This window comes from Inhella proteolytica (assembly GCF_016093275.1).
Lineage (GTDB): Bacteria > Pseudomonadota > Gammaproteobacteria > Burkholderiales > Burkholderiaceae_C > Inhella > Inhella proteolytica.
In genome coordinates, this window is record NZ_JAEDAK010000004.1 from 177,011 (window position 1) to 198,798 (window position 21,788).

Sequence of the window (21,788 nt, forward strand, 5' to 3'; positions counted from 1 at the left end):
GCACCATGACCCCGGGTTAACCAGGGGTTTCATGTTTCAATCGGCGCCCCGCTGTTGGAGACCCCCATGGAACTGAGCACCTGGCTCGCCTTTTTTGCCGCCTCCTGGGCGATCAGCCTGTCGCCCGGCGCCGGTGCCGTGGCCGCCATGAGCAGCGGGCTCAGCCATGGCTTCCAGCGCGGCTACTGGACGACGGCCGGGCTGATCCTGGGCATCTGGACCCAGGTGCTGCTGGTGGGTGTGGGCCTGGGTGCGCTGGTGGCCACCTCCACCACCCTGTTCAGCGTCATCAAATGGGCCGGCGTGGCCTACCTGATCTACCTGGGCGTGCAGCAATGGCGCGCGCCGGTGGTGGCGCTGCGCGCACAGGACGACGGCGTGACGGGCGGCGCGAAGGCGCGCCGGCGCGACCTGGTGCTGCGCGGCTGGCTGGTCAACACCATCAACCCCAAGGGCACGGTGTTCCTGCTCGCCGTGGTGCCGCAGTTCCTGCACCTGGAGCAGCCGCTGGCGCCGCAGTACCTCGTCATCGCCGCCACGCTGGGCTTCACCGACCTGGTGGTGATGGGCGGCTACACCGCACTGGCCGCCAAGGTGCTGGGCGCGCTGAAGGACCTGCGCCTGATCAAGCTGATGAACCGCGCCTTTGGCGGCCTGTTCGTGGCCGCCGGCCTGCTGCTGGCCACGATCAAGAAGAGCTGAGCAGCCGCGGATGCCGACCTGGCTGCTGTTCCTGGGCCCGACGCTGATCTGGGCCAGCACCTGGCATGTCATCCTGTACCAGCTGGGGCAGGTGCCGGTGCTCAATTCGGTTGGCTGGCGCTTCGCGCTGGCCGCGGCCGTGCTGGCCGGGCTGGCGCGCTGGCAGGGCCAGAGCCTGAAGCTGCCCAAGAGCGCGCACGGCCTGATGCTGGCCGCCGGCGTCGTGCAGTACAGCGGCAATTACTGGGCGGTGTACGAAAGCGAGCGCTACATCCCCTCGGGCCTGGTGGCGGTGCTGTTCGCGCTGATGGTGTTCGGCAACGCGCTGGGCGCCTGGTGGGCCTTCGGCCAGAAGAGCAGCCGCGGCTTCCTGCTCGCGGCGCTGGGGGGCGTGGCCGGTGTGGCGTTGGTGTTCTGGCCTGAGATCGCCGCCAGCGGCGCGCGCCCGCAGGCCGGCTACGGGCTGGCCATCGGTCTGGGCGCGGTGCTGGCCGCCTGCATCGGCAATGTGCTCACGCTCACGCTCACGCGCCGCGGGCTTTCGCTGCTGCCCATCCTGGCTTGGAGCATGGGCTATGGCGCGGCCTTTCTGCTGCTGCTCTCGGTGGTCAGCGGCGTGGGCCTGCAGTTCGATTGGCGCTGGCCCTATGTGCTGAGCTGGCTCTACCTGAGCCTGTTCGGCACGGTGATCGCCTTTGTCCTGTACTTCAAGCTGGCGCAGCGCCAGGGCCCGGCGCGCGCGGCCTTGATGGGGGTGGTGATCCCCGTCATCGCGCTGACGATCTCGGCCCTGTTCGAGGGCTGGCAGCCCACACCGATGGCGCTGGCCGGCATGCTGATGTGCGTGGGCAGCGTGTGGCTGGCGCAGCGTCAGGCCGCCGCCAGCTGAAGGGCGCACACTGGGCGGCTCCAATGGAGCTCGCCATGAACCCAACGCCCCGACTCTCCCGCCGCTTCTTGCTGGCCGGCCTGCTGTTCGTCAACCTGGCCGGTGCGGCCTGGGCCTCGGACAACGGCAAGGCCACCGGCCAGGCGGCCACGCGCAGCAGCAAGCACTACGACTACTACCTGAGCGGCAACGCCGGCGATGCCCAGCCCCCGCAGCCCGCCACGCCGCTGTGGGTGCTGGCCGGCGGCGGCAACGATGTCGATTCCGCCTACCAAGCCATGATCGACAAGGCGCGCGGCGGCAGCGGCACCAAGGTGGATGTGGTGGTGATCCGCACCTCGGGCGCCGACGGCTACAACCCCTACCTGATGGCCATGGCGGGGGTGGATTCGGTCGAAACCTACGTCATCAAGAGCCGCACCGGCGCCAACGACCCCGAGCTGAATGCGGTGGTGGCCAAGGCGGACGTGCTCTTCATCGCCGGCGGCGACCAGAGCACCTACATCAGCCTGTGGAAGGGCACCGCGCTGGACACCACGCTGAGCCAGCTGCGCGCGCGCCGCGTGCCCTTCGGCGGCACCAGCGCGGGCCTGGCGGTGCTGGGCGATGTGGACTACACGGGCGTGAACGGCTCGATCACCTCGGCCACCGCGCTGGCCAACCCCTACGACCGCAAGCTCACGCTGGACACCGGCTTCATCACCGGCCTGGACGGGCTCGCCGGCTCCATCATGGACAGCCACCTGGTGACGCGCGACCGCATGGGCCGGCTCGTCACCTTCTTGGCCCGCATGGTGCAGGACGGCCTGCAACCACTGGGCCGGGCGCGCGGCATCGGTGTGGACGAAGGCACCGCCCTGGTGGTGGACGACGGCCGCGCCAGCGTGCACGGCGCCAGCAGCGCCTACTTCCTGCTGCCCACAGTAGCGCCCAGCAAGGTGCAGGCCAAGCAGGCCCTGGAGTTCAGCAGCGTGCAGGTGAACCGCCTGCGCGCCGGCGAAGGCCCGTTCGACCTGCGCCTGTGGGGCAGCGGCACGATCCAGGGCAGCCCCTACTTCCTGAGCGCGAGCGGCGGGGCGCTGTTCAGCAGCCAGGCCGGCGGTTCGCCCTACTGAGGGCTGGGTTACGCAGCCAAGCCGGGGCGGCGTCACGAAGCTGTCACGCCGTTTACACGCGGCTTTCATCGTCGCTGACCACAGTGCGTGGGTCTGAAAACCCCACCCACGCACACCATGAACCAGCGCACCGACGCCCCCCGCATCGACTTCAACGACGAAGACTCGAACCGCAGCGACAACCCGCATTTCGACCAGGTGCTGAGCGCGCGCCTGAGCCGCCGCAGCATCCTGCGCGGCAGCCTGGGTGCCAGCAGCGCAGCGCTGGGCAGCGTGCTGCTGAGCGCCTGCGGCAGCGATGACCCGGCACCGGCCCCCGCGCCGGCTCCCGCCCCGGCACCGGCCCCCGCACCCGCACCGTCCCCCATCGTCACCAGCCTGGGCTTTGCCGCCGTGGCCAAGAACCTGGACGACAAGGTCACCGTGCCGGCCGGCTACAGCGTCAGCATCCTCTACGCGCTGGGCGACCCGCTGCGCGCCGCCACCGCCGACTTCAAGAACGACGGCACCGACACCGACTGGGAGAACCGCGCCGGTGACCACCACGACGGCATGGAGTGGTTCGGCCTGAGCAGCAGCGGCGCGCCCTCGACCACCGCGGTGGACCGCGGCCTGCTGGCCATCAACCACGAGGCCACCACGGACGAGGTCAGCTCCTTCTTCATCCACGCCAACGGCGGCACCAAGACCCTGCCGCGCCCGGCCGCCGAGGTGGACAAGGAACTTGCCATCCACGGCATCTCGGTGGTGGAAGTGAAGAAGAACGGCAGCAGCTGGGCCACGGTGAAGGACTCGGCCTTCAATTTCCGCATCCACCAGAACACCGAGGTGGACATTGCCGGGCCGGTGCGCGGCAGCCTGCAGGTCATCACCAAGTTCTCGCCCACCGGCACCACCACGCGCGGCACGCTGAACAACTGCGGCGCCGGCAAGACGCCCTGGGGCAGCTATGTCTCGGGCGAAGAAAACTGGGCCGGCTACTTCTTCCGCGCCGGCAATGACGACACCGTGCGCAACAACGACAAGAGCGTCACCGCGCTCAAGCGCTACGGCCGCGCGGCCGGTGCGGCCTCGCGCCACGGCTGGGAAACCGGCGGCGCCGACGACCGCTACCAGCGCTGGAACATCAGCAAGAGCGGCGTCTCGGTGGACGGCAGCGACGACTACCGCAACGAGATGAACGGCCAGGGCTACATCCTCGAAGTGGACCCGTACAGCAAGAGCAAGAAGGCGGTGAAGCGCACCGCCCTGGGCCGCTTCGCGCACGAGAGCGCGGCCTTCGGCAAGCCTGTGGCCGGGCAGCCGATTGCCGCCTACATGGGCGACGACTCGCGCAACGAGTACATCTACAAGTTCGTCTCCACCGCGCTGTGGAGCGAGGCCGATGCCAACCCGGCCGACCGCCTCGCCGCCGGCGCCAAGTACCTGGACCAGGGCAAGCTCTTCGTCGCCAAGTTCAACGCCGACGGCAGCGGCCAGTGGGTCGAGCTGAGCCTGGCCAACACCACCGTGCGCGACTACGCCGGCTATACCTTCACCGACCAGGCCGACATCTGCGTCAACACCCGCCTGGCCGCCGATGCCGTGGGCGCCACCAAGATGGACCGCCCCGAGTGGTGCTCGGTGAACCCGAAGAACGGCGAGATCTACTTCACCCTGACCAACAACAGCAACCGCCGCGCCGAGCCCGCCGCCGGCGGCAGCCAGCTGGCCCCGGACAGCGCCAACCCGCGCGCCTACACCGACATCAAGGGCGCCGGCACCAGCCAGGCCGGCAACCCCAACGGTCACATCCTGCGCATCAAGGAAGGCACGGGCGGCGCCGGCGCCAGCAGCTTCACCTGGGACGTCTACCTGTTCGCCGCCGAGGCCAGCGCCGCGCCCGGCATGGTGAACCTGAGCAACCTCACGGCCGACCAGGACATGAGCAGCCCCGACGGCCTGGCCTTCAGCCCCGCCACCGGCATCTGCTGGATCCAGACCGATGACGGTGCCTACACGGATGTGACCAACTGCATGATGCTGGCCGCCATCCCCGGCCAAGTGGGCGACGGCAGCAAGAAGACCCTGAGCTACAGCCGCAGCAGCGGCGGCGCGCTGAACGTCGACACCTTTGTGGGCAAGACGCCGGCGGCCAACGAGCTCAAGCGCTTCCTGGTGGGCCCGCGCGACTCGGAGATCACCGGCATCGCCGAAACCCCGGACGGCAAGGCCCTGTTCATCAACATCCAGCACCCGGGCGAAGGCACGGCGATGGCGAATGTCGCCGACCCGACGAAGTACACCAGCCAGTGGCCCAGCAACGCCGGCTACGGCGCCGGCAAGCGACCGCGCTCGGCCACCATCGTCATCACCAAGAACGACGGGGATGTGATCGGACGCTGAGCCCGGCAAGCCCTCCTTCCTTCGAAGGAGGGCCGCGGTACGGGCGCCACAGACCGCACGATTCCGAGGGGCTCAGCCCCCCGGGGCTTGACCTGCAATAAGGTGGCCAAACCGCCCTGCACCCAGCATCGCCGCATTCTTTGAAAGCGGAGTGCGTGATGGCGGTGTCGAACTGGCTGAAGAACCTGTCCTTGCGCGGCAAGTTCGCCCTGCTGTCGGCCTTGGCGCTGCTGATGCTGGCCCTGCCCAGCGCGCGGCTGCTGCAAGGGGACTGGCGGACCTGGCAGGTGGCCGAACGCGAGGCCGCCGGCATCGCCCCTGCCACCGAGCTGCTGCAATGGGTGCGCCTGACGCAGCAGCACCGGGGGCTCTCGGCCGGCCTGCTGGCCGGTGATGGCAGCCAGGCAGATGCGCGCAGCGCCAAGCAGGCCCAGGTCCAGGCCAGCGCCGAACGCGTGCTGGCCGCGCTGGCCCCCTTCGAGCCCGCCGGCCTGCCGCAGCGGGGCGCCGAGCTGCAGCAGCAGGCCCAGAGCCTGATGCAGGCGGTGGCACAGCGCCAGCTGGACGGCAGCCAGAGCCTGCGGCGCCACAGCACACTCATCGACCAGCAGCTGCGCCTGCTGCAGGACCTGGCCCAGACCAGTGGCCTGGCGCAGGACGCCCAGCCCGCACTGCTGAACCTGCAGGCCGGTGTGCTGACCCAGCTGCCGCGCCTGACCGAACAACTCGGGCAGCTGCGCGCGCGCGGCACACGGGCCCTGGGCAGCGCCAGCATCGGCCCCGAGGATCGCGCGCGCATCGAGGCCCAGATCGAACAGGCGCAGCAGCTGCTGGCACAAGGTCAGCGCGCGTTCGACCTGGCCATCGCCGCCCGCCCGCGCGAACTTGCGCCCCTGGCCATCCCGCTGGCCGAAGCCCGCCAGGCCGCGCTGGCCGCGCTCGCGCTCAGCCACGCGCAGCTGGTGGAAGGCCAGCAGCCCAGCCTCAAGCCGGCCACCTTCTACGCCCAGCAGACGCAGCAGATCGACCGCCAGTTCGCGCTGATGGACCGGGCACTGGAGCTGCTGCGCGAGCAGGTGCTGGCGCAGGCCCGCGCCGCGCGCCAGGCCATCGCGGTGCTGCTCGGCAGCCTGCTGCTGCTGTCCGGCCTGGCCGGCTGGATCCTGTGGCGCGTGGCGGCCCACACCAGCGCCGCCATCGGGCAGGCGGTGGACCTGGCGCGTGCCGTGGCCCAGGGCGATCTGCGCGGCCAGGTCGACGTGGACAGCCGCGACGAAACCGGCCAGCTGCTCGGCGCCCTGCAACGCATGAACGAGCAGCTCACCGGCGTGGTGGCCGGCGTGCGCCAGAACGCCGACGGCGTGGCCACCGCCGCCACGCAGATCGCCCAGGGCAACCAGGACCTTTCCAACCGCACCGAGCAGCAGGCCAGCGCGCTCGAACAGACCGCCGCCTCGATGGAGCAGCTGGGCGCCACCGTGCGCCAGAACGCCGCGCACGCGCAGCAGGCCAACCAGCTGGCGCTGGGCACGGCCGACATGGCGCAGCGCGGCGGCAGCGTGATGCAGCAGGTGGTGCAGACCATGCACGGCATCCAGGAGAGTTCGCGCCGCATCGAGGCCATCATTGGCGTCATCGACGGCATTGCCTTCCAGACCAACATCCTGGCGCTCAATGCCGCCGTGGAGGCCGCGCGCGCCGGCGAGCAGGGCCGCGGCTTTGCCGTGGTGGCCAGCGAGGTGCGCGCGCTGGCGCAGCGCAGCGCCGATGCCGCGCGCGAGATCAAGGGCCTAATCGACACCAGCGTGACGCGCGTGGAGCACGGCAACCGGCTAGTGGACGAGGCTGGCCAGACGATTGCCGAGGTGGTGCAGCAGGCCGAGCGCTTGCGCGTGCTGATGGCGCAGATCAGCACCGCCTCCGCCGAGCAAAGCAGCGGGGTACAGCAGGTCGGCCAGGCCGTCAGTGAGATGGACCGCGTGACGCAGCAGAACGCCGCCCTGGTGGAGCAGAGCGCGGCGGCGGCCGAGAGCCTGCAGCAGCAGGCCCAGCAGCTGGTGGACGCCGTGGCGGTGTTCCGGCTGCGGCTGCGCTGAGCCGTGCGCCACCGGCCACTTCCGGCCAGGGCCTTGGCCCTGGCGCTTGCGCTGCTGGGGATGCCCACCCCAGTCGCGCAGGCGGAGCCGCCGGCACCGCATCTGCGCGTGGGCGTGCTGGCGGTGGGCGAACCTGCGCAGGAGCAGGGCCTGTGGCAGCCGCTGCAGCAGCACCTGGCGCAAAGCCTGGGGCAGCGCGTGGCGCTGGCGGTTCACACCCGCGAGCAGCTCGACGCCGCCTTGCACGAAGGCCGGCTCGACCTGGTGCTCACCCACCCCGGCCATGCCGTGAGCCTGCTGCACCAGCAGCGCGTGGGCAGCCCCATCGCCACCCGGCTGATGCGGCCGCACCCCCAGGCCGCCGAGGGCCTGGGCAGCTTTGGTGGCGTGATCTTCACGCTCGAGCGGGCCAGCCACCCGCAGGCCCTGCCGGAACTGGCGCTGGCCCGTATCGCTGCGCCGGACCGGCACTGGCTGGGGGCCTACCAAATGCAGGCGCAGGAGCTCATCGACCAGGGCCTGCCGGCGCCGCAGGCCCAGCAGCTGCACCCGGTGGGCCCGAGCCAGTGGGCGGTGGTGGAGGCCGTGCTGAAGGGCCAGGCGGCGGCCGGCTTCGTGCGCACCGGCGTGCTGGAAGACCTGGCCGCGGCCGGCCAGCTGGATCTGCGGCAGATCCGCGTGCTGGGCGCCAAGCAGTGGTCACGCTTTCCGCTGCGCGTCTCCACCCGGCTCTACCCGGAATGGCCGGCCCTGCTGAGCCCGCAGCTCAGCCCCGCCGCGGGCGCACGCGTGGCCGCGGCGCTGCTGTCGATGCCAGCGGCGCCCGGCCAGGCACTGGCGGGCTTCACCATCCCGGCCGACTACCGAGACGTCGTGGCCGTGCTGCGCGCCCATGGCGAGCCGCCCTTCGACGACACCAGCCGGGCCCTGCTGCAGGAGCTGTGGCTGCGCCACCGGCTGGGCCTGGGCTTGGGTCTGGGCGCGCTGGGCCTGTGTGCCCTGGCCGTGCTGTGGGAACGCCGCCGCCTGGCGCGCAGCGTGCGCCGCGTGGGCATGCTGGCCGATGCCTCGCGCGATGCGGTGTTCAGCCTGGACCGCAGCGGCCGCCTGCGCTTTTGGGGCCGCGCCGCCACCCGGCTGTTCGGACCCGCGCTGCGCCCGGGACAAGGCTTCGCCACGCTGCTGGCGCCGGGCTCGCAGGACGGCTGGCGCCAAGGCCTGGCGCACCTGCAGGGGCCGCAGCCCGCCGAGCTGCGCACCGAGCTGGTGGCGCTGGACGCCGCCGGTCAGCCCTTCCCGGCCGAACTGACCCTGCAGCCGGTGGCCGGCAGCCAGCGCGCCCACCACACCGCCATGCTGGCCTTCGTGCGCGACTTGCGCCCCGAGCGCGAGCATCAGCTGCGCACCCGCCTGCTGGCCAGCGTGTTCACCCACGCGCGTGAGGGCATCACCATCACCGACCCGCAGGGCACCATCCTGGAAGTGAACGAGGCCTTCTGCCAGGTCACCGGCTACCGCCGCGAGGAAGCGCTGGGGCGCAACCCGCGCCTGCTGCAGTCCGGCCGCCAGAGCCCGGGCTTCTACCGCACCATGTGGGAGACCCTGCTGCGCCGCGGCCACTGGAGCGGCGAGATCTGGAACCGCCGCAAGAGCGGCGAGGTCTACCCCGAGATGCTGAGCATCAGCGCGGTGCGCGACCCGCAGGGCACGCTGCAGCATTACGTCGCGCTGTTCAGCGACATCAGCGAACTCAAGAGCCAGCAGCAGCGCCTGGAGCAGGTGGCGCACTTCGACAGCCTGACCGGCCTGCCCAACCGCACCCTGCTGGGCGACCGCCTGAGCCAGGCCGCCGCCTACGCGCACCGCCACCAGCGCTGCGTGGCGGTGGCGCATCTGGACATCGACCAGTTCACACAGATCAACGAACGCCTGGGCCAGAGCCTGGGCGACGAGCTGCTGCGCCTGCTGGCGCGGCGCCTGCAGCTCACCCTGCGCGAGGACGACACCGTGGCGCGCGTGGGCGGGGACGAGTTCATGCTGCTGCTGTGCGACATGGGCAGCCCCGAAGCCAGCCGCGAGGTGCTGGAGCGCCTGCAGGCCATCGTGGCCGAACCCTTCAGCCTGCAGCAGCACACCATCCGCCTGACCAGCAGCCTGGGCGTGGCCCTCTACCCGCACGACAGCGAGAACCCCGAGCGCGTGCTGCGCGGCGCCGAGCAGGCCTCCTACCGCGCCAAGCAACAGGGCCGCAACAGCCTGTGCTACTTCGATGCCGCGCACGACGCCGCCCTGCAAGCGCGCCACCAGCTGCTGCACGCGCTGCGCGAGGCCCTGCAACAGGGCCAGTTCCGCCTGCACTACCAGCCCAAGGTGGACATGGGCAGCGGCCAGGTCATCGGCCTGGAGGCGCTGATCCGCTGGCAGCACCCGCAGCGCGGCCTGGTGCCGCCGGCCGAGTTCCTGCCCGTCATCGAGGACGACGCGCTCGGCCTCGACGTGGGCGACTGGGTGCTGGCCCAGGCCCTGCGCCAGCTGACCGAGTGGGCCGCGGCCGGCTGTGCGCTGCCGGTCTCGGTCAACATCGCCGCGCGCCATCTGCAGGCACCCGGCTTCGTCGAGCGCCTCGCCGAGCTGCTGCGCCAGCACCCGCAGGTGCCGCCGGCGCTGCTGGAGCTGGAGATCCTGGAGACCGGCGCGCTGCAGGACCTGCAGGCGGTGCGTCAGGTGCTGACGGCAGCCCAGGACCTGGGCCTGCAGTTCGCCCTCGACGACTTCGGCACCGGCTACTCCTCGCTCGCCTACCTGAAGAACCTGCCGGTGCGCACGCTCAAGATCGACCAAGGCTTTGTGCGCGGCATGGCGCAGGACCCTGGCGACCGCGCCATCGTGCAGGCCGTCATCGGCCTGGCCCAGGCCTTCGACCGCGAGGTCATCGCCGAAGGCGTGGAGGACCGCGAACTCGCCGCCTTGCTGCTCGCCCTGGGCTGCCGCCAGGGCCAGGGCTATGGCTTCGCGCGGCCGCTGCCGCCCGAGCAGGTGCCGGCCTGGGTGCGCGGATTTGTCGCCAGCTGGCGACCCCTGTGCCCTCATGAAGAAGGAAGCGCGCAGCAGGCGCTTGGCAGGGTGGGGGTCGCGGTTTCATAGTCGGGCTCCAAGGCCGCATGCGACGGCTCAGGGAGCTCTCCATGCGGAACACCGGTCCGGTCACCCAGCACGAGCACTTTTTTCCGCCTGGCGCCACGCTGGTGTCGGTCACGGATGACAAGGGCCGTATCACCTACTGCAACCAGGCCTTCATCGAGGTCAGCGGCTACACCCGCGAAGAGCTGCTGGGCCAGCCCCACAACCTGGTGCGCCACCCCGACATGCCGGCCGAGGCCTTCCGCGACCTCTGGGCCACCATCGCCGCCGGCCGTCCTTGGTCGGGCCTGGTGAAGAACCGCCGCAAGGACGGTGACCACTACTGGGTCATGGCCAATGCCACGCCGGTGCGCATGGGGGAACGGACGGTGGGCTACATGTCGGTACGCACCGCGCCCAGCCGCGAGCAGGTGCGCGCGGCCGAGGCCCTGTACGCCCAGATGCGCGGGAGCGACCGCCTCGGCCTGGACGCAGGCCAGGTGGTGCGGCGCGATCCGCTCGGACGGCTGCTCGGTGCGAGCCGGGCCTGGCTGCGCTGCCAGGGCCTGAGCGCGCTGGTCGGGCTGGCCAGCCTGATCGGGATGGGCGCCTTGGTGTCGGCCGGCGCCCCGCTGCTGGCCTGGTTGCCTGCGGCCCTGGCCGCGGCGCTGGCCCTGGCCTGGGTGATCCGCCAGAGCCAGCGCGCCTGCATCCAACAGATCACCCAGCAGGCGCTGCGCCTGGCCGCCGGCGATCTCTGTGCCCCGCCCGGCAGCCTCAACGATGGCGATTGGAAAGACTTGCAGGGCGCGCTGAACCAGCTCGGCGTCAACATCCGCACCGTGGTGCTGGACTGCCGCACCGAGATCGAGCGCCTGCGCGAGGCGGTGGCCGAGATCGCCACCGGCAACCAGGACCTTTCCAGCCGCACCGAATCGCAGTCCAGCAGCCTGCAGCAGACCGCGGCCACGATGGAGCAGATCACCGGCAACGTGCAGCAGAGCGCCAGCTCGGCCCTGCAGGGTGCCAAGTTGGCCCAGGACACCGCCAACGTGGCCGCCCGCACCGATGCCTGCGTGCAGGACGTCGGCCGCGCGATGTCGCAGATCCAGCACTCCTCGCGCCGCATCGGCGAAATCATCCACGTCATAGAGGGCGTGGCCTTCCAGACCAACATCCTGGCGCTGAACGCCGCGGTGGAAGCGGCGCGCGCGGGCGACTCCGGGCGCGGCTTTGCGGTGGTGGCCAGCGAGGTGCGGGCCCTGGCGCACCGCAGTGCGGAGGCCGCCAAGGAGGTGCGCCGCCTGATCGGTGAGGCCACCGAGCGCGTGGATGAGGGCTCGCAACAGACCGAGACCGCCCAGCAGCGCATGCGCGAGGCACTGGATGCCGTCGGACAGGTCTCGCAGGCCTTGCAAGCCATCAGCGAATCCAGCCAGGAGCAGCGCAGCGGCATCACGCAGATCAACAGCGCCGTCTCGCACCTCGATGGCCTGACGCAGCAGAACGCCGCCATGGTCGAGCAGCTTGCGGCCTCGGCCCAGTCAGCTCGTGAGCAACTGGAGGCCGTGGAGAACAGCATGCGCCTGTTCCGCTTGCGCGAGCATGAGCACTCGCTTGCGGAGCTGGATGCCGTGGCCCTGAGACGCGGCATGAAGGGCGAGGGGCTGGTTCCGGCCTGATCCCGCAGATGCGGGAGCGCAAGGCTACGAGCGTGGCGGGCGCTCTGTGGACGCACAGAATGCGGGGCTTGCCCCGCCCCTGCCCCGCGCCATGAACGACTCCCTCGAAAAGCTCAACCGCCTGACCGAATCGCACGGCGCCATCCAGCCCGGCAAGGGTCTGGCCTCGGGGGTCATCGCATTCAGCCTGGCCATCCTGTGCTTCCTGGGCGTGCTGGCCTTCCACTTCCCCGAGTACCTGACGACGCCGCAGCTGCGCAAGAGCTACAGCGTGCCGGTGCTGCGCCAGCTGCTGTTCGGCTCCCTGGTGCTGAGCGGCGCCATCGCGCTTTTCAACATCCTGCGCGGCCGCGTGAGCTGGTTGAGCCTGGGCACCTTCGTGCTGGTGGGCCTCTCGCTGGCCTTGGGCGGCAGCAAGGTCGAGGTGGACCCGAACTTCCCCGACCACACGCCCTACATCGGCCTGGACTGGTTCATCCTCGATCTGCTGGGCTCTACGCTGATCTTCGTGTTCGTGGAAAAACTCTGGCCGCTGCGCAAGCACCAGCCCGTGTTCCGGCCCGAGTGGCAGACCGACTTCCACCACTTCATCGTCAACCACATGGTGGTGGGTTTCGTGCTGCTGGCCACCAACCTGCTGGTGCACAAGCTGTTCGGCTGGGCCGCCAAGGACGGCGTGCAGGCCTGGGTGCAGGGCCTGCCCTTCCCGGTGGCACTGTTCCTCATCATCCTGGTGGCCGATCTGGTGCAGTACTGGACCCACCGCGCCTACCACGAGGTGCCGATGCTGTGGCGCCTGCACGCGGTGCACCACAGCGTCAAGAGCATGGACTGGCTGGCCGGCTCACGCCAGCACATCCTGGAGCTCTTGATCACCCGGACGCTCGTGCTGGCGCCGATCTTCGTGCTGGGCTTCAGCAAGGAGGTGATCGATGCCTACATCGTCATCGTCGGCTTCCAGGCGGTGTTCAACCACGCCAATGTCGACGTGCGCCTGGGGCCGCTGCGCTACCTCATCGTCACGCCCAACTTCCACCACTGGCACCACAGCCAGGACGACGAAGCAATCGACAAGAACTACGCCGCGCACTTCGCCTTTCTGGACCATCTGTTCGGCACCGCCGTGCAGGCGGACCGCAAGTGGCCGAACGAGTACGGCGTGGTCGGCGACTACGTGCCCGACGGCTTCTGGCAGCAGCTTAAGTTCCCCTTCGTTTGGGCGAACAAAGACTGAGAAGCGGCGGCGCCTGAAGCGGGCGCAGGGATCCTGAGGTCCGTTCGATTCCGGCCACAGGAGCCCTTTCGGCAGCGCCATCCAGGGGCCCTGTGCGCGCCCGCAGACGGCTGCGCCCCGCACCGCAAGTTGCCGCCGAAACGCGGCCAACGAGGCGGTCGTGGATGCGCCCATGCGCCGCATTGCGGTGCCCCGAACCTACCAAGCAGACACCCACAAGCGGAGCCGGTGCAAACCCCATGTAAAGCTTTGTAAACACAGGGCAGAGTTCCTAGCAGAAAAAGAAATCCCTTATTCATAGGGTTGTCTTTTGGGAGCAGGCCTTCGATGTGCGTGTCAACTCAACTGCCGACAGCAGAGCTGCAGGGTGCTCCCTCGGAGCAGACCGACCCCTTGCTACAGCGCATGGCATTTCTGGAGCTGAATGCCGACGACATCAAGGCGCTGCGTGAATTGCATGCCGAGTTGGAGCGGGCGCCCGACACGCTGACGCAACAGTTTTACGCACACCTGCGCCGCTTTCCAGATCTGGACCGGCTGATTCAGGCGCACGACGTGGAACGTCTGCACAGAAGTCAGGCCGCGCACTTTTCCAGCTTGACCGCCGGCACCTATGACCGCGCGTATGCCGAGAGCCGCCAGCGGGTCGGCTCGGCGCACCAACGCATCGGTCTCGCGCCGGAATGGTTTCTTGGCGCCTACCGCAAGTACCTCGCCGCCCTGCTGCCCGCCCTGTGGGAAACCTACAGCGCCCAGCCAGCCCGCTTTCAGCGCGCGCTTGAGGCCTTGCTGAAGGCGCTCTTTCTCGACGTCGGTCTGACCCTCGATGCCTACTTCGAGGCCGACAAGAAGGCGATCGTCGCCGAGCGGGAGCGCTCAGATCAAGTCGTCAAGATCTTTCGCGCGACCTCCCTGGCGGTGGGCAGTGAGTTCCTCAGCAGTCTGGCCAAGGAACTCGCGGACGTGCTGGGGGTGGAGTACGCCATGGTGTCGACCCTGGATGACGCCGAGTTCAGCCAAGCGAGCACCTTGACCGTCGTCCATTGCGGTCAGTCCGAACCGAACTTCCAGTACGACCTGGAGGGTTCGCCCTGTGCATCCGTCCTCAGGAAGGGGGTGTGTGTCTACCCCAGCGGAGTACAGGCGCTCTTCCCCATGGATGCCGCGCTCAGGCAAATGCAGCTGGAGTGCTACGCCGGCATCCCGCTGCACACCCGCACGGGCATGCCCATCGGCGTGCTGGCGGTCTTCGGGAACCGCCCACTGGCCGATCCGGCACGGGCCGCGCGCATGCTGGAAATCTTCTCGCTGCGCGCCGAGACCGAACTCGAACACATGCGCATCGAAGCCGACGCGGCGGACAGCATGGCGCAGTTCCGGTCCGCCTTTGCGCAAGCCGGCGTCGGCATGTTGCATGTGAGCACCGATGGCACCGTCCTGCGCGCCAATGCCCGCGCCGCACGCCTGCTCGGGGCCGATCCCACCGACCTGGCCGGCCGCAACATCGAGGTGTACCTGCCACTGTCCGGCCTGGCTCAGATGCTTGCGCAACTGAGGCAATCCGATGAACCCCTGGCGCTGGAACCGGTCGCCCCGAACTGCCGCAAAGCGGACTGCCTGCTGCAGATTTCGGTGTCCCTGGTGCGGCATGCCGGCAACTGCCATTACTTCCAACTGGTACTGGACGACATCAGCGCGCGCCGCCGACTCGAAGAAGCCCGACGCCTGCACCGCCGGGCGCTCGACAACAGCCCATCCGGTGTCCTGATCATCGATGCCGGACGGCCGCAGCGTCCGGTCGTCTATGTCAACCAGGCCCTGCAGAGCATGAGCGGGTACTCGGAGGCCGAGCTGCTGGCCTGCGACGCGGGGCTGCTCTACAGCCTGGCCGAGGACCAGGATCGCGTCGAAGAGTTCCGCTTGGCCATCAGTGAGCGCCGCGAGGCCCGCGCCGAGCTGCATCAAATCCGCAAGGACGGATCCTTCTATTGGACCGACACCCTGCTGTCGCCGGTTCCCGACGAGACCGGGTTGGTGACCCACTTTGTCGTCATTCAGACCGACATCACCCAGACCAAGCAAGCCCAGGAGCAATTGGCCTTCAGCGCCACCCACGATGCCTTGACCGGCCTGCCCAACCGCACCCTGCTGGCGGATCGCTTGCATCAAGCCGCACTGCACGCCCACCGACACGGTGGCCTGATGGCCCTCCTGTTCATCGACATCGATCAATTCAAAGTGATCAACGACGGCTATGGACACGAGGCCGGAGACTGCCTGCTGGTCGAGATTGCCCAACGCATCAGCAGCGCACTGCGGGCGGAAGACACGGTAGCGCGCTACGGCGGCGATGAATTCGTGGTGGTGCTGGGCGATCTGACGGACACCTCACGCGTCAAGTGCATCTGCAGCGCGCTGCTGCAAGTCATTTCCCAGCCCTTCGTGCTCAGCGGGCAGGAGGTCAATCCAACGGCCAGCATCGGGGTGGCCATCCTGCCCCTGGATACCGCAGACCCCACCGCGCTCTACCGCTATGCCGACATGGCCCTGTACCGCGCCAAGGACCTGGGCCGAGCGAACTTCCAGTTCTTCTCGTCCGAGCTGAATGCACGGCTGCAGGAGCGCATGGCCCTGGAAGCTGCGTTGCGCTGCGCGCTGCGCTCGGATGGCATCCGGGTCGAGTACCAACCCATCGTGGACCTCTGCACGGGTCGAGCCGTTGGTGTGGAGGCGTTGGCGCGCTGGACCGACAGGCACCTAGGAGTGGTAACCCCGGATCGCTTCATTCGCGTAGCCGAGGAATGCGGCCTGATCTCCGACCTGGGGCGCAGGATCCTGCAACTGGCCTGTCGCGACTTGAGTCACTGGCTGGCCGCCGGTCGTACCGCGATGCAGATTTCGGTGAATGTCTCGGTGCGCCAGTTTCGCGAGGCCGATCTGATCGAGCAGGTGTCGGCGGCGCTGGAACTGGCCCAGCTGCCACCGGAACTGCTCTGTCTGGAGATCACCGAGTCCGTGATGCTGCAAGACACCCAGGCCAACGAAACCACCTTGCGACGGCTCAAGGAGCTCGGGGTGTCGCTCGCGATGGACGACTTCGGGACCGGCTACTCCTCCCTCTCCTACCTGAAGCGCTTGCCCTTCGACAAGGTCAAGATCGACCGTTCCTTCGTTCGCGATCTGGCTGTCGACCCAGGCGACGCTGCGCTGGTGCGCTCCATCATTTCCATGGCGCACGACCTGGGCATCGCCGTCGTTGCCGAGGGGGTCGAGACGGTCGAACAGTGCCGTTTTCTGAAACGCCATGGCTGCGACCTGATTCAGGGCTATCTGTTCTCAAAGCCCCTGCCGGCCGATGCCATCGAAACCCTGGATGCGGAAGGCCGTTGCCTGACATGCCCCCTGGAGAGCGAGGCGGCACCATGAATCGCGCCAGCCGCGCCGGACACCCGCGCCAATCAGCACACCTGCGCAAGCGCAAGCGCCGGACGACCCAGCCGACCGCCAAGAGCTTGCCGCGTCCGCCCTGAGACCCGGGCAACAACCCTGACGACCCCGTCCCATCACATCGGTGCGCAGTACCTGCCGCTGCCACCCCAAGGAGATCTGCATGCGCAACAACCTGCCCGTCAGCCAGCGCGAATACGAGATCGACGCGGACATGACCTTGATGTCGACGACCGACACCGACAGCTACATCACCTACGCCAATCAGGCCTTCATCAACGTCAGCGGCTTCGAGCGCGACGAACTGATGGGGCAGGCGCACAACCTGGTACGCCACCCGGACATGCCCACCCAGGCCTTCGCCGACATGTGGGCAACCCTGAAGGCCGGCGAGTCTTGGACGGCCCTGGTCAAGAACCGGCGCAAGAACGGCGACCACTACTGGGTGCGTGCCAACGCCACCCCGGTGCGGCGTGATGGGCGCGTCATCGGCTACATGTCCGTGCGCACCAAGCCGTCGAGGGAGGAGGTGCAGGGGGCCGAGTCGCTGTACCGCAAGTTCCGCGACAACCAAGCCGGCGGGCTGCGCTTTCACAAGGGTCTCGTCGTGCATACCGGGGCGATGGCATGGCTCTCCCTGCTGCAGACCCTGCCGACGCGCTGGCGATTGCGCGGCGGTCTGTTCGTGGCCTGGCTGGCGGCGGCGGCCCTGGGCGCGGCAATGGGCCTCAGCGGCATGGCCTGGCTGGGCTTCATTGCCAGCTTCGGCTTGGCCTTGAGCCTGGTCGGCAGCTGGTTGAACGCCCAGCTGACACAGCCACTGCAGATCCTGCTGAAGCAGGCCCTGGCCGTGGCCGCCGGTCAACCGGCTGAGAACGTGCACCTGAATCGCGTCGATGAGATCGGCATGATCCTGCGCGCCATCAACCAGTCGGGCCTCAATCTGCGCTCACTGGTGGACGACGTGAGTGATCAGGTCTCCGGCGTGCATATCGCCAGCGGTGAGATTGCGCAGGGCAACAACGACCTGAGCACGCGCACCGAGAAGGCCGCCGCAAGCCTGCAGCAGACGGCCGCCTCGATGGACCAGATGACCTCGTCACTGAACCAGAACGCCGACACCGCTCGCGAGGCCACCAACCTGGTGAGCACTGCCAGCCAGGCAGCCACGCGTGGCGGCACGGTGATGGGCGATGTGATCCGGACTATGCAGACCATCAGCGCCAGCAGCAAGCGCATCGCTGACATCATCGGCGTGATTGATGGCATTGCCTTCCAGACCAACATCCTGGCGCTCAATGCCGCCGTGGAAGCTGCGCGTGCTGGTGAACAAGGGCGAGGCTTTGCCGTCGTGGCCGGAGAGGTGCGCCTGCTGGCGCAGCGCAGCGCCGAAGCGGCCAAGGAGATCAAGTCGCTGATCGGCGACAGCGTCGGCAAAGTCGAGAGCGGTAGCGAACTGGTGGATGAGGCCGGACGCACGATGGAGGACATCGTGACCCAGGTCCGCCGCGTCGCAGACTTGATCAGCGAAATCAGCAACACCACTTCCGAACAGAGTGGAGGCATTTCGATGGTGAACACCGCGGTCGGTCAGCTCGACCAGATGACCCAGCAGAACGCCGCACTGGTCGAGCAGAGTTCGGCCGCCGCCGAAAGCCTGCGCGGGCGAGCCACTCGGCTGGCCGAAGCGGTCGGCGTCTTCAAGACCGTGCTCTGAGCCCGCAGCGCCGTTCCCCAGGGCTCAGTTGGCGTTTCCGACCCGGTTCACGGCAGGCTTTCGGGCATCAATCGCCTGAACCGACCCGCCCGCGACCGGCCTTGATACCGGCTCGCTGCGCCTTGCCCTGCAGCCGGCGCTGCTGCGAACCCCAAGTCGGCCGGGTGGCACGGCGCGCCTTGGGCACATGGGCCACGCTCTGTACCAGCGCTACCAGGCGCGCGATCGCCTCGGCGCGGTTCTGCTCCTGGCTGCGGTGTTCCTGGGCCTTGATGACGATCACGCCCTCGTTGGTCAGACGTTGGTCGTTCAGCGCCAGCAGGCGCTCCTTGATGGCCGCGGGCAGGCTGGAGGCGCGCACGTCAAAGCGCAGGTGCACGGCGCTGGAGACCTTGTTGACGGCCTGACCGCCGGCGCCCTGGGCGCGCACGAAGCTGAGCTCGATCTCGTCCTCACGCGGCTGCCAGAGCAGGTGCATCAGGGCTTGGGCTGGCGCTGACAGGCCATGCGGGCGTCCAGCAACGCTTGCTCTTCGGCGCGGCGTTGGGTCTGCTCGGCGACGCTCATCGTGCGGCCCTTCCAGCGCGCTTCCAGCGCATCGCCGCGCTTGTGCACCTCGGCCAGGCAGGTCTCCAGCGCAGGGCGGCGGGCTGCTTCGGCCGGGGCCTTGGCGGCGCGCTCGCAACGGTCGGCCTCGGCGGCAGCGCGCGCTAGGCCCTCATGCAGGGCCCGCATGGCCGTCTGCTGTTGCGCCTGGGGCAGTTGCGCCGGCTGCTTGGCGGCCAGCTCGCGCACCAGGCGGTCCTTCTCCGCCTCGTAGCGCCGGGTGCAGGCATCCTGGGCCTGCGCGGCCACACCCATCCCCAGCACGCCCAGCCAAGCCAGGCGCTTCATGGCTCCACCCGCACCGGCACGCGCGGCGCCAGCGCGCACATCAGCTCGTAGCCGATCGTGCCCGCACTGCGGGCCACCTCGTCGATGTCCAGCAGCGCCCCAGTGACGCCGCTGCGGCCCCAGAGCGTGACCTCGCTGCCGAAGCCGGCGTGCGGAAGTTCCGTCAGGTCCACCGCCAGCATGTCCATCGAGACGCGGCCGAGCGTGCGGCTGCGCTGGCCGTCCACCAGCACGGGCGTGCCGGTGGGGGCGTGGCGCGGATAGCCGTCGGCGTAGCCGCAGGCCACATTGCCCACGCGCATCGGGCGCTCGGCCACGAAGGCGCTGCCGTAGCCCACGCTCTCGCCGGGCTGCACCTCTTGAACGCTCAGCACTTTGGCGCGCAGGCTCATGGCGGGTTGCAGGCCCCAGTACGCGGCGTCGTGCTCGGGGTAGTCGGGCACGCCGCCATAGCCCATCACGCCGGGGCGTACCCAGTCGGCAGCGACGCTCATGCCCTCGCCCAGCGGCCGCTGCGCATGGCGCAACGTGGCGGCACTGTTGGCCAGGCTGCGCTCGCCCGGCAGGTCGGCCGTCGCGGCCTCGAAGGCGGCCAGCTGGGCGGCAATGCCGTCCTGCCCCAGGCGCAGCGCATCGGCGTCGGAGAAGTGGGTCATCAGCACCACGTCCTCCACCTGCGGCAGGCTGGCCAGGCGCTGCCAGGCGGCGCGAAAGGCCAGGGGCTTGAAACCCAGGCGGTTCATGCCGCTGTTGAGCTTGAGGAACACGCGCTGCGGCCACAGCACCTTGTGCGCGGCCAACCACTCCAGCTGCTCTTCGCAGTGGATGGCGTGCCAGAGGTGCAGGCGCGAGCACAGCTCCAGATCGCGCGGCTCGAACACGCCTTCGAGCAGCAGCACCGGGCCGCGCCAGCCCAAGGCACGCACGCGTTCGGCCTCGTTCAGATCGATGCAGGCGAAGCCGTCGGCCACCAGGCGCTGGGCCTCGAAGCATCGCTCGATGCCGTGGCCGTAGGCATTGGCCTTGACCACCGCCCAGACCCGCGCCCCACCGGCCAACTCGCGCGCCCGACCCAGGTTGTGAGAGAGCGCAGCGGTATGGATGAGGGCTTCAATCGGGCGGGGCATGCCGGCGATTCTGGCGTAAGGCTCTGTCAAGCGCGTCGGTTACGCTTCGCGCGTTTTTGGCCGCCAAGGGGCGGCCGTTCTTGTTGTACAGGCGGCATCCAACCCGGCGCGATGAAAAAAGGCTTCTACACCATCATGTCGGCGCAGTTCTTCAGCTCGCTGGCTGACAACGCGCTGTTCATCGCCGCCGTCGAACTGCTCAAACCCCTGGACCCAAGCGGCGCCCAGCGCGCCGCGCTGGTGCCGATGTTTGCGCTCTTTTACGTGCTCTTGGCGCCTTTTGTGGGCGCTTTTGCCGATGCCCTGCCCAAGGGCCGCGTGATGTTCATCGCCAACGGCATCAAGGTGGCGGGCTGTTTGATGATGCTGGTGGGCGTGCACCCGCTGCTGGCCTTCGCGGTGGTGGGCCTGGGCGCGGCGGCCTACTCGCCGGCCAAGTACGGCATCCTCACCGAGCTGCTGCCGCCCTCGCAGCTGGTCAAGGCCAATGGCTGGATTGAGGGCCTGACGATCGCTTCCATCATCCTGGGCGTGGTGCTGGGCGGGCAGCTGATCGGCCCGCACATTGCCCCGCACCTGATGGGCCTGGGCCTGCCCGGCATCGCCAGCGCGGCCGAGGCCGCCATCACCGCCATGGTGGGCCTGTACGTGCTGGCTGCGCTGTTCAACCTGAAGATCCCGCGCACCGAGGCGCCGCTGCGGCCAATGGGCGGCCCGCTGGACCTGGTGACGGACTTCATGCAGTGCAACCGCCGCCTGTGGCAGGACAAGCTGGGCCAGATCTCGCTGGCCACCACCACGCTGTTCTGGGGCGTCAGCGGCAATCTGCGCTACATCGTGCTGGCCTGGGCCGGCGCGGCTTTGGGCTACACCACCACGCAGGCCTCCAGCCTAGTGGGCGTGGTGGCCATCGGCACGGCGCTGGGGGCGCTGGTGGCCTCCTGGACGATGAAGCTGGACCGCGCGGTCAAGGTCATTCCGCTCGGCATCGCGCTGGGCCTGACCGTGATCCTGCTCGTCGGCATTCGAGACGTGAAGCTCGCCGCGCCCTTCCTGACCCTGCTGGGCGCGCTGGGCGGCTTCCTGGTGGTGCCGATGAACGCCCTGCTGCAGCACCGCGGCCACAACCTGATGGGCGCCGGCCGCTCCATCGCCGTGCAGAACTTCAACGAGCAGGCCTGCATCCTGGTGCTGGGCTTCCTGTACGTGGGGCTGACCGGCATCGGCCTGCATGCCTTTGCCGCCATCACCGCCTTCGGCCTGCTGGTGGCCGGGGTGATGGAGCTGATCCGCCGCTGGCATCTGCGCAATCTGCGTCGCCACCCGCAGGAGCTGGAGCGGCTGCTGGAGATCGCGCGCTGCGACGACTGCCACTGAGCG

The 21,788-nt window shown here is 69.1% G+C and carries 14 protein-coding genes; 11 read left to right on the top strand and 3 right to left on the bottom strand.

Features of this window, described 5'->3' with window-relative positions; genetic code table 11:
• The first annotated feature begins 66 nt into the window (after positions 1–66).
• The 10 genes from I7X39_RS07700 to I7X39_RS07745 all read left to right on the top strand — a co-directional run bounded on the left by I7X39_RS07700 (position 67) and on the right by I7X39_RS07745 (position 18,387).
• A complete protein-coding gene (locus I7X39_RS07700) occupies positions 67–702 on the top strand; it encodes a LysE family transporter (RefSeq protein ID WP_198110397.1) in 636 nt (211 codons plus the stop codon).
• 10 nt (positions 703–712) lie between these two features.
• Positions 713–1,591, top strand: coding sequence for a DMT family transporter (locus tag I7X39_RS07705; RefSeq protein ID WP_198110398.1), 879 nt, complete (start codon positions 713–715; stop codon positions 1,589–1,591).
• Positions 1,592–1,626: 35 nt separating this feature from the next.
• Positions 1,627–2,706 carry a cyanophycinase gene (locus tag I7X39_RS07710; RefSeq protein WP_198110399.1) on the top strand — a complete coding sequence of 360 codons (1,080 nt, stop codon included), beginning with the start codon at positions 1,627–1,629 and terminating at the stop codon, positions 2,704–2,706.
• Between the two features lie 117 nt (positions 2,707–2,823).
• Positions 2,824–5,091: a PhoX family protein gene (locus I7X39_RS07715; protein WP_198110400.1), complete on the top strand. Its 2,268-nt coding sequence runs from the start codon at positions 2,824–2,826 to the stop codon at positions 5,089–5,091.
• A gap of 158 nt (positions 5,092–5,249) precedes the next feature.
• Entirely contained in the window at positions 5,250–7,187 is a 1,938-nt protein-coding gene (locus tag I7X39_RS23500) for a methyl-accepting chemotaxis protein (RefSeq protein ID WP_310739893.1), read from the top strand.
• A gap of 60 nt (positions 7,188–7,247) precedes the next feature.
• Entirely contained in the window at positions 7,248–10,331 is a 3,084-nt protein-coding gene (locus I7X39_RS07725) for an EAL domain-containing protein (protein WP_198110401.1), read from the top strand.
• A gap of 41 nt (positions 10,332–10,372) precedes the next feature.
• Entirely contained in the window at positions 10,373–11,989 is a 1,617-nt protein-coding gene (locus tag I7X39_RS07730) for a methyl-accepting chemotaxis protein (protein WP_198110402.1), read from the top strand.
• 91 nt (positions 11,990–12,080) lie between these two features.
• Positions 12,081–13,223: a sterol desaturase family protein gene (locus I7X39_RS07735; RefSeq protein ID WP_198110403.1), complete on the top strand. Its 1,143-nt coding sequence runs from the start codon at positions 12,081–12,083 to the stop codon at positions 13,221–13,223.
• A gap of 405 nt (positions 13,224–13,628) precedes the next feature.
• Complete coding sequence (locus tag I7X39_RS07740) at positions 13,629–16,649, top strand: EAL domain-containing protein (protein WP_198110404.1); 3,021 nt, start codon at positions 13,629–13,631, stop codon at positions 16,647–16,649.
• Positions 16,650–16,833: 184 nt separating this feature from the next.
• Positions 16,834–18,387: a methyl-accepting chemotaxis protein gene (locus I7X39_RS07745; RefSeq protein ID WP_198110405.1), complete on the top strand. Its 1,554-nt coding sequence runs from the start codon at positions 16,834–16,836 to the stop codon at positions 18,385–18,387.
• Between the two features lie 67 nt (positions 18,388–18,454).
• Here the strand turns inward: I7X39_RS07745 and arfB are convergent, their stop codons facing one another.
• Genes arfB through alr form a run of 3 tightly spaced genes read right to left on the bottom strand, consistent with a single transcriptional unit; the run spans position 18,455 to position 20,408 of the window.
• On the bottom strand, positions 18,455–18,865 hold the full coding sequence (gene arfB / locus I7X39_RS07750; protein ID WP_198110406.1) for an alternative ribosome rescue aminoacyl-tRNA hydrolase ArfB: 411 nt from the start codon (positions 18,863–18,865) through the stop codon (positions 18,455–18,457).
• Positions 18,865–19,281 carry a hypothetical protein gene (locus I7X39_RS07755; protein ID WP_198110407.1) on the bottom strand — a complete coding sequence of 139 codons (417 nt, stop codon included), beginning with the start codon at positions 19,279–19,281 and terminating at the stop codon, positions 18,865–18,867. Before I7X39_RS07755 ends, arfB begins: the two co-directional genes overlap by 1 nt.
• Complete coding sequence (alr, locus tag I7X39_RS07760; RefSeq protein ID WP_198110408.1) at positions 19,278–20,408, bottom strand: alanine racemase; 1,131 nt, start codon at positions 20,406–20,408, stop codon at positions 19,278–19,280. The genes I7X39_RS07755 and alr overlap by 4 nt, the downstream gene beginning before the upstream one ends.
• A gap of 111 nt (positions 20,409–20,519) precedes the next feature.
• On the opposite strand from alr, the gene lplT reads away from it, so the two are divergent.
• The gene (lplT, locus tag I7X39_RS07765; RefSeq protein WP_198110409.1) at positions 20,520–21,785 is read left to right on the top strand and encodes a lysophospholipid transporter LplT; all 1,266 of its coding nucleotides are present in this window, start codon (positions 20,520–20,522) and stop codon (positions 21,783–21,785) included.
• Positions 21,786–21,788 lie beyond the last annotated feature (3 nt).